The 8,412-nt window shown below is 66.3% G+C and carries 8 protein-coding genes, 1 tRNA gene and 1 pseudogene; 5 read left to right on the top strand and 5 right to left on the bottom strand.

Features of this window, described 5'->3' with window-relative positions:
• Positions 1-282, bottom strand: a pseudogene (locus tag VH499_RS16650) (NAD(P)-dependent oxidoreductase); the annotation flags it as partial.
• A gap of 250 nt (positions 283-532) precedes the next feature.
• Positions 533-1,495, bottom strand: a complete 963-nt coding sequence (locus VH499_RS16645) for a complex I NDUFA9 subunit family protein (RefSeq protein ID WP_332053866.1) — start codon at positions 1,493-1,495, stop codon at positions 533-535.
• A 113-nt stretch (positions 1,496-1,608) separates the two neighbouring features.
• On the opposite strand from VH499_RS16645, the gene VH499_RS16640 reads away from it, so the two are divergent.
• The 4 genes from VH499_RS16640 (at position 1,609) to VH499_RS16625 (ending at position 4,527) form a co-directional block, all read left to right on the top strand.
• Positions 1,609-1,693: transfer RNA gene (locus VH499_RS16640), tRNA-Leu, on the top strand.
• 17 nt (positions 1,694-1,710) lie between these two features.
• Entirely contained in the window at positions 1,711-2,322 is a 612-nt protein-coding gene (locus tag VH499_RS16635; RefSeq protein ID WP_332053865.1) for a ribonuclease D, read from the top strand.
• Positions 2,323-2,401: 79 nt separating this feature from the next.
• The gene (rpoN, locus tag VH499_RS16630) at positions 2,402-3,940 is read left to right on the top strand and encodes an RNA polymerase factor sigma-54 (protein WP_332053864.1); all 1,539 of its coding nucleotides are present in this window, start codon (positions 2,402-2,404) and stop codon (positions 3,938-3,940) included.
• 116 nt (positions 3,941-4,056) lie between these two features.
• A complete protein-coding gene (locus VH499_RS16625; RefSeq protein ID WP_332053863.1) occupies positions 4,057-4,527 on the top strand; it encodes a PTS sugar transporter subunit IIA in 471 nt (156 codons plus the stop codon).
• Between the two features lie 22 nt (positions 4,528-4,549).
• Here the strand turns inward: VH499_RS16625 and VH499_RS16620 are convergent, their stop codons facing one another.
• Positions 4,550-4,783, bottom strand: a complete 234-nt coding sequence (locus tag VH499_RS16620; protein ID WP_332053862.1) for a DUF1150 family protein — start codon at positions 4,781-4,783, stop codon at positions 4,550-4,552.
• 19 nt (positions 4,784-4,802) lie between these two features.
• Complete coding sequence (locus tag VH499_RS16615; RefSeq protein ID WP_332053861.1) at positions 4,803-5,267, bottom strand: Hsp20 family protein; 465 nt, start codon at positions 5,265-5,267, stop codon at positions 4,803-4,805.
• Between the two features lie 275 nt (positions 5,268-5,542).
• Between VH499_RS16615 and VH499_RS16610 the strand changes: the two genes are divergently transcribed.
• Positions 5,543-7,246 carry a heparinase II/III family protein gene (locus VH499_RS16610; protein WP_332053860.1) on the top strand — a complete coding sequence of 568 codons (1,704 nt, stop codon included), beginning with the start codon at positions 5,543-5,545 and terminating at the stop codon, positions 7,244-7,246.
• A gap of 24 nt (positions 7,247-7,270) precedes the next feature.
• Here VH499_RS16610 and trpS read toward each other — a convergent pair whose 3' ends face one another.
• Complete coding sequence (trpS, locus tag VH499_RS16605) at positions 7,271-8,341, bottom strand: tryptophan--tRNA ligase (RefSeq protein WP_332053859.1); 1,071 nt, start codon at positions 8,339-8,341, stop codon at positions 7,271-7,273.
• Between the last annotated feature and the right edge of the window lie 71 nt (positions 8,342-8,412).

Here is an 8,412-nt window from a genome sequence, read left to right as displayed (position 1 = left end):
GCAGATCTCCGGGAAGTTGTTGGTGGCTGACGCGAGCTCGTAGGCTTCGTCGAGCCGGCCTTCGGCGGTGAGCTTCAACCAGTCGGGGATGTTGTTGTGCAGCGGGCAATGGATCTGGCAGAAGGGCACCCCGCACTGCGAGCACCGGGCGGCCTGCTCGGCGGCCTTTTCCCGCGCATAGCGCTCGTAGATTTCGTGGAAATCGCGACGCCGCTCGGCAGCCGGCCGCTTCCGCGGCTGCGCCTGGGGCGTCCCGACGAACTTCAGCATTCTTTCGGCCATGCCGACCCCCAAAGCGGCTGTGAAATTTAGTTACCGATAGAAAGTGCCACCGGCACGAAGACTGCGTCTTCCGCAGCTATTCACCATGTCTTGGTTTTAAAGTCAATGAAGCTGACCTAATTTTGAGATATTTACTGGCGAGTGGAAGTTTCATTCTTTTTCTTCCAACAAAACTGTCAGTCTTAGTCCTAAAATAGGACTATTTGCTATTCGCGCCAGAACGCCCTTCAGAGCCAAACCTCAGATTGGGCTAGGCGGAAACGTGCAGACTGTAGCGACCGCCGACGCGAAAGCGGTCCAGGTAGGTCGGCAGGATCGCTTCGACCGCCGTTGGCCGAATGGCCAACGTGTCGAGGGAAAGAGCTCCTGCCCGCACGACGTTGTCGTGGCACATCAACTCGACCTGATCGACGGTCAGCGGCGGCCTGAGGCCGACAAGGGCAATCTGCTGGGCGCAGAAGCCGGCGGCTTTCATCAGGCCTGTCGGTACGCCAACGATCGGACGGCGGCGGTCGATCTCGCGCAGCACCAGCGCGGCCAGCTCGCGGTAGGTATAGACAAGCGGACCGCCCAGCTCGAAGACGCTTTTTGCGGTCTCGGGTCGACCGAGCACCGCTGCAGTCGCGGCGGCGACGTCGCCGACAAACACCGGCTGGACCCGGGCCTTGCCGCTGCCGACAACGGGCACGATCGGCGCATTGGCGGCGATGCCGGCCATACGATTGAAGATCTGGTCGTTGGGACCGAAGACGACGCTTGGCCGCAGGAAGGTCGCGGTTTCATAATGCGCGATGACGGCCTGCTCCGCTTCCCCCTTGGATCGGATGAACGGGTTATTGGAGCCGCGCTCGGCACCGATGCCGGAAATATGGACCAGCCGCTCGACGCCCAGGGTGCTGCAGGCCGAGGCGATATTGCGGGCTCCGTCGACATGAACCGACTGGTAGCGCTGACGACCGCGCTGGAATGGAATGCCGGTAGCGTTGACGACGATCCGGCTGCCGGCGATGGCCGTCGCGACCGACCGCGCCATCCGGATATTGGCGCGCATCAGCATGACCTGGCCGACGTCGCCGGCCGTCGTCACCGAATCCGCCAGCTCGGGGCGGCGCACCGCCACTCGAATCTGATAGCCTTGGCCCGCCAGCGCCTGCACGATCGCGCGACCGATCAAGCCGCTGCCGCCAAAGACCGTGACTTGCTTTATGTCCATGGCGCTGCCTATAGCCGAACGTCGCCATGACGCAAAGCGCGCTGGAATGGCCCTATAGTTGACATCGGCGATGGGCGGCCCTAACTCACGGCCCGCACTTGCCCGCATGCCGTGCCCAGGTGGCGGAATTGGTAGACGCACTAGTTTCAGGTACTAGCGCCGCGAGGCGTGGAAGTTCGAGTCTTCTCCTGGGCACCATGCGAGGCATTCGGTAAATGGCCATCAAGCTCCATCACGGCGATCTTCCCGCCGACCTCAAGTTCGGCCCGGTGGTGGCGATCGATACCGAAACGATGGGACTCAATCCGCATCGCGACCGCCTCTGCCTGGTTCAGCTCTCCGGCGGAGACGGCAATGCGCACCTGGTCCAGATGCCGCGCGGCTCCTGCAACGCCACGCGTCTCGGCGCCCTGCTGGCAGATCCCGACGTACTGAAGCTCTTCCATTTCGGCCGGTTCGACATTGCCGTTCTCGAGCACGCGCTCGGTGTGCGCTGCGAGCCGGTCTACTGCACCAAGATCGCCGCCAAATTGGCGCGCACCTTTACCGACAAGTTCGGCCTCAAGGACCTCTGCCGCGAGCTTCTCGGAATCGACCTGTCCAAACAGCAGCAGACGTCGGATTGGGGAGCGGAGGAACTTAGCGAGGAACAGCTCGCCTACGCCGCGGCCGATGTCCTGCATCTGCATGCCCTGAAGGGCAAGCTCGATGCCCTGCTGGAGCGCGAGGGGCGGATGGAGCTGGCGCAGGCCGCCTTCCGGTTCCTGCCCGCCCGGGCCCGCCTCGACCTCGCCGGCTGGCCGGACGTCGACATCTTTGCTCATTAGATCAGGCCGCGATATGCGGCTGGCACGGTTCTTGCTATAGTCCCCGGTAGGGAGACAGGAGGTCTCCCGGGTGGGGTGGATGCGTATCAGGCCAAGTCTCCTCCTGGCTTCACGCCAGACGCTGGCAATGACGCCGCAGCTTCAGCAGGCGATCAAGCTGCTCCAACTCTCGCACCTCGAGCTCGCCTCCTTCATCCAGCAGGAACTGGAAAAGAACCCTTTGCTCCAGGAAGGCCAGACGGACGATGGTCCGATGGAGGAACAGGAACCTGCTCCGGTCGACCTTGCGGCCGACACGGCGACGGCGTTGGCGGCGGCGACGCCTGCCCTGGCGGATGCCGACGAACGCTGGACGCGGGAGTTCGCCGACCGCGGCGGCGACGGGTCTGTCGGCCGGCCGGGCGAGCGCGAGGAAGCGCCGTCTGCGCTCGACTTCGCGGTCGGCCGCCCGCCGTCGCTCGCCACGCATGTGCTCGGGCAGATCGACATCATCTTCACCGAAGCGAGCGAGCGGCGGATCGCGCTCAAGCTGGCGGAGGCCCTCGACGAAACCGGCTATTGCCGGCCGGATGCCTTGGACATCGCCCGGGCGCTCGATGTCCGCCTCGAGGCTGTCGAGATGGTTTGGGCGCGACTTCGCGAGATCGAACCGGCCGGCCTGTTTGCGCGCACGCTCGCCGAATGCCTGGGCGCGCAGCTCGCCGAGCGCAACCGCCTCGACCCGGCGATGAAGACTCTCCTCGACAATCTCGATCTGGTCGCCAGCGGCGAGCTGGGCCAGCTCCGACGACGCTGCGGCGTCGACGAAGAAGACCTGCATGACATGCTGGCGGAGCTGCGCGGCCTTGACCCGCGGCCCGGCCAGAAATTCGACTTCGAGCCGATCCGCCCAGTGGCGCCGGATCTCTTCCTGACGACGGTCAAGGATGCCGAGACCGGCGAGCAGGGCTGGCACATCGAGCTCAACAGCGATGCACTGCCGAAGGTGCTGGTCGATCGCAACTATCATGCGACCCTGATGAGGGGCGCGCGCAGCAAGGCCGATCGCGACTTCGTCGCCGAGCGTTTCCAGTCGGCCAACTGGCTCGTGAAGACGCTGGAGCAGCGCGCCACGACCATTCTCAAGGTCGCGCGTGAGATCGTGCGCCAGCAGGACGGCTTTTTTCGCTGCGGCGTGAGCGCGCTCAAGCCGTTGGTGCTTCGCGACATCGCCATCGCGACCGAGCTGCACGAGAGTACGGTGAGCCGCGTCACCTCGAACAAGTATATCGCCACGCCGTGCGGCATCTTCGAGCTCAAATACTTCTTCACGTCGGCGCTGTCGGCACGCACGCCAGGCGTCATGGTCTCGTCCGAAGCGGTACGCTCGCGCATCCGCCATCTGGTGAACGGCGAGAACGTCGTGCATCCTCTGTCCGACGACCGTATCGTGGACTTGTTGAAGGGCGAAGGCATCGAGATCGCCCGCCGCACGGTCGCCAAGTACCGGGAGGCGATGCGCATTCCTTCGTCGGCGGAACGTCGCCGACTGGGGCGTCTCGGCGCCGGCCGAGCGCTGCTGTCGGGTCTTGCGTCGGCGACGTCGGCGGCCGAAGCGCTGGCGGCGTCCGGCGATTGAACCGCCATGACGGGCCGGCCCCGGGCGGGCTTGACCAGCCCGACGGACACGCCTATAGGGGCGCACTTCGCGTCGGGCGAATTTCGCGCTCGAACCGCTAACTCGTTGGTGAGACTGTGGAAATCGCCGATCTACTGCCTGGCCCGGACGCCGTCCTGGCCTGCGTGAAGGCGTCCGGCAAGAAGGCGCTGTTGGCGGAGTTGGCAAGCCGTGCCGCCACCCTTTTCAAGCTGGACGAACGTCGTCTGTTCGATCGCTTGCTGGAGCGAGAGCGCCTCGGTTCCACGGGCATCGGTGGTGGCATTGCCGTCCCCCACGGTCGCATGGCCGCGCTTTCCGCACCTGTCGGATTGTTCGCCCGGCTCGCCCAGCCGGTCGATTTCGAATCGATCGACGAACGGCCCGTGGATGTCGTTTTCCTGTTGGTTGCGCCCGAAGAAGCCGGCGCAGACCATCTGAAGGCACTCGCCCGGGTCTCGCGCCTGCTGCGCGACCGCGCCCTGGTCGACAAGCTGCGCGCCACCGACAAGGCCGACGCACTCTACGCCCTGCTCGTCGAATCGATCCAGGCGCAGAGCGCAGCCTGACGCGCTCTGCGTCACGCGAGATTTAGTGCACCAGCGCCGGCTCGAGATCGTGCTGGCGCAGCAGTGCCTCCGCCACCTCGAAGGAGGGAGCGGCCGCCATCGGTTTGCCGTCGGCCGAAAAGATCGCCACCGCATGCGCCCCGTCGGGCAGGTCTACCGACTTGATGTAGGCGATCTGCTGCGCACCCAGGCTCAGGAAGGCGTCGTCGGCAAGCGGCGTGTAGGCGCTCGGCCTGTTGGTCTGGTTGTTTTCCATGGTTACCTCCTTGGCGACCTCACCGCGGTCCCACACGGCGCGCGGTGATGTCGATCGTCTGGTTCGCAGTATTTTCCTTGCCGGAGTCGATACGAATGGTCCGCACGCGCGGCTCCGCCGCCGGCCGCACGAGATCGATTTCGAGCAGGCCGTTGTCGAGCCGCGCGGCGGTCACTTCGATGCCGTCGGCCAGCATGAAGGCACGCTGGAACTGGCGGGCGGCGATACCGCGATGGAGAAAGACCCGATCAGAATCGTCGGTTTGCCGGCCCCGAACGGTGAGCTGGTTTTCCACCAGCTCGATCGCGAGGTCGCGTGTGGCAAAACCGGCCACCGCCAGCGTGATGCGCAGGCCGTTTTCGCCGATCTTCTCGATGTTGTAGGGAGGATAGCCCTCGGCGCTCTTGGCCAGTCGATCGAGCGTACGTTCGAACTGATCGAAGCCCAGCAGCAGGGGCGAATTGAACATCGACACGCGACTCATCTGACAACCCCCCTCTGCGGAGCGAGTGGCCTGGAAGCCGAGGCGGCCTTCCTTGGAATGAATCTGGTTATTGCCGGGACCCGTTCAAGTCCCTCCAAAGGACCGTCGGCCGGCGACATGGGGACCATTTTGGAGCTGGCCAAGGCATCGCCATGGCCGTTCGGGTCGGTTAGACTGGCGCAACCCTCACCGCCTGGCGGTCGTCCGTCGGGCCCAGAAGATCAACGAAGATGACACTGGTCGCTTCAAATACCCGACGGCCGGGCGAGCCTCTGATGGCCGGCGCGCGGCCCGTCCGCTCTGCCGCCGCTCAGGCCCCCGGCCTCACCGACAAGCTGGCCCGGTGGGGTCAGTCGGCGCTCACGGCCCCGTTGCACCTCCTGACCCTCGGCCACCGCACTCCCGGCTCCTTTTTCGCTGTCGCGCCCGACACCTGGCCGGGCGACGCCGTGTCCGGTCAGCGCCTGCTTGGCGGTTCGCTGGCGGCGGCTGGCGATACCGGCTCCATCGCTGCCGGCGAACAGGATCCGCCGTGGCAGCGGCCGGGCGCGAGCGAACTCTGGCTGCAGGCGCTGAACGGCTTCGGCTGGCTGCGCGATCTGCGCGACTGCGGCGACGCCTCCGGCGCTGCACTCGCGGTGAGCCTGGTCGACGATTGGATCGAGCGCGAAGGGCGCTGGTCGGCGGCGACCTGGAAGCGGCAGATGCTCGCCAGCCGTGTCGTCGAGTGGATTCGCCACTACGACTGGCTGGCGACGGCCGCCGATCCGGCATTTGCCGGCCGGTTCGTCCACTCGCTTTCGCGCCAGCGGTTGCACCTCAAGCGTCTCGCGCGCAGCGGGCTCGCCGGGCACGAGGCGGTCGCGGTGCTGAAGGCGGTGATCTTCGCCGATCTGGCCTTCCTGCGCGAGGGCACCGCGTTCGAGAAGAGCCTCGATCAGGCCGTGTCGCGCCTCGGCCGGTTCGTCAGGCGCTATGTTCTGCACGACGGCGTGGTCGCCGAGCGCGCGCCGCATCTGCAGGTCGTGGCGCTCCGCCACTTGATCGACGTCCGCGCGGCGCTTTCCTCGGCCGAGCAAAAGGTGCCGGCCGAGCTCGGCGCCGCCATCGATCGGTTGGCACCGATGCTGCGCTTCTTCCGCCACGGTGATGGCGGCCTGGCCTTGTTCAACGGCACCTGGGAGGGCGACCGCGCGTTGATCGATCTCGTGCTGGCGCGCTCCGGCTCGGGCGAAGGCGCGCCGGCGATGGCCCTGGCGAGCGGCTTCCAGCGTCTCACGGCCGGCACGTCGCTGGTGATCGCCGATGCCGGCAGCCCGCCCGGCCGCGGCATGGACAGCGAGGCCCATGCCGGCACGCTTTCCTTCGAGATGAGCGCTGCGCACGAGCGTCTGATCGTGAATTGCGGCGTCTACCCCGGGGCACCACGCGAGTGGCGCCACTTCATGCGCTTCACGGCCGCGCACTCGACGGCGGTGGTCGACGATACCAATTCGAGCGAGATCACCGAGCATGGCGCGCTCGAGTATCGCGCCGGCAACGTGCTGGTGGATCGCGCCGAGGACCAGGGTGCGCAATGGCTCGACATGAGCCACGACGGCTATCGCTCGCTGTTCGGCATCATCCATCGCCGCCGCCTGTGGCTTTCGCCCGATGGCGGCGACCTGCGCGGCGAGGAGATGTTCAGCGGGCCCGAGGGCCGGCCGGTTACCAGCCCGGACAAGCGCTTCATCGTGCGCTTCCACCTCCATCCCGCGGTCAAGGCCACGCTGGCGCAAAGCGGGCAAGCCGTGCTGATGCGCCTGCCGAGCGGCCGCGGCTGGCGCCTGCGCGCCTCGGGAGCGGGCATCGGTCTTGCCGAGAGCATCTATCTCGGCGAGGAGGGCCGCCAGCGCCGCACCGAGCAGATCGTGCTCGTGGGCCAGATCCCGGCCGAAGGCGCCGCCGTCAAATGGGCGCTGACCCGGATGGAAGGGTAGGGCCGGGCGTCGTTCGCCCGACCGTCAAGGCTTCAGGAAGCCGACCGTCTTGTAGACGTCGGCCAGGATCGGGGCGGCGAGGGCACGCGCTTTCTGCGCGCCGGCGCGCAGGATCGAGTCGACATAGGCCGGATCCTTCATCAAGCGCTGCATCTCCGCGCCGACCGGTCCGAGTTTGGCCACAGCGAGCTCGGTGAGCGCCGCCTTGAACTCGGAGAACTGCTTGCCCGCGAACTCGCGGATGACGTCGTCCTTGTTCCGGTCGGCGAGCGCCGCGTAGATGCCGAGCAGATTGTCGGCATCCGGCCGCTTCTCCGCGTCGGCCGCCGTCTCGGGCATGGGATGCGGGTCGGTCTTGGCGCGCCGGATCTTCTGCGCGATGGCATCGGCATCGTCGGTAAGGTTGATGCGCGAGTAGTCCGACGGGTCGGACTTGCTCATCTTCTTGGTGCCGTCACGCAGGCTCATGACGCGCGTCGCCGTGCCGAAGATCAACGGTTCCGTCACCGGGAAGAAATCCGGCGCGTGGTAGTCGTTGTTGAACTTGATGGCGATGTCGCGGGTGAGCTCGAGGTGCTGCTTCTGGTCCTCGCCGACCGGAACGTGCGTGGCCTTGTAGATCAGGATGTCGGCCGCCATCAGGGCCGGGTAGGCGTAAAGGCCGAGCGAGGCATTCTCGCGGTCCTTGCCCGCCTTCTCCTTGAACTGCGTCATGCGGTTCATCCAGCCGACGCGGGCCACGCAATTGAAGATCCAGGCGAGCTGCGCATGCTCGGGCACGGCCGACTGGTTGAAGATCGCGTTCTTCGTCCCGTCGACGCCGGCCGCCAGGAAGGCCGCGGCGATCTCGCGCGTTTGCGATTCGAGATCCTTCGGCTCCTGCCACATCGTGATCGCATGCATGTCGACCACGCAGTACAAGCACTCGTAGTCGCCCTGCAGGCGCGCGAAGTTGCGGATCGCGCCGAGATAGTTGCCGAGATGGAGATTGCCGGTGGGCTGCACGCCGGAAAGGATGCGGCCCTTGAGGCCGCGCGCCTGGTACGGGGCGAGATGCGGATTGGGCGCGGCCGGGGTGGTATTGGCGTCAGGCATGGATGTGGACTCCGCTCACTGTCAGAGGAGCGCGGGCTGTGGACCTCCGCGCACCCCGCCGGTGGAAGGCG

It is taken from the genome of Reyranella sp., assembly GCF_036558665.1.
Taxonomy (GTDB): domain Bacteria; phylum Pseudomonadota; class Alphaproteobacteria; order Reyranellales; family Reyranellaceae; genus Reyranella.
Note: the sequence above shows the minus strand (reverse complement) of the source record. Positions and strands in the feature narration are given on the sequence as shown.

Bases quoted from the DNA above. Each gene is read 5' to 3' on its own strand.
- VH499_RS16645 (WP_332053866.1), bottom strand. From the start codon at position 1,495: ATGGACATAAAGCAAGTCACGGTCTTTGGCGGCAGCGGCTTGATCGGT.
- VH499_RS16635 (WP_332053865.1), top strand. From the start codon at position 1,711: ATGGCCATCAAGCTCCATCACGGCGATCTTCCCGCCGACCTCAAGTTC.
- rpoN (WP_332053864.1), top strand. From the start codon at position 2,402: ATGCGTATCAGGCCAAGTCTCCTCCTGGCTTCACGCCAGACGCTGGCA.
- VH499_RS16620 (WP_332053862.1), bottom strand. From the start codon at position 4,783: ATGGAAAACAACCAGACCAACAGGCCGAGCGCCTACACGCCGCTTGCC.
- VH499_RS16615 (WP_332053861.1), bottom strand. From the start codon at position 5,267: ATGAGTCGCGTGTCGATGTTCAATTCGCCCCTGCTGCTGGGCTTCGAT.
- VH499_RS16610 (WP_332053860.1), top strand. From the start codon at position 5,543: ATGGCCGGCGCGCGGCCCGTCCGCTCTGCCGCCGCTCAGGCCCCCGGC.
- trpS (WP_332053859.1), bottom strand. From the start codon at position 8,341: ATGCCTGACGCCAATACCACCCCGGCCGCGCCCAATCCGCATCTCGCC.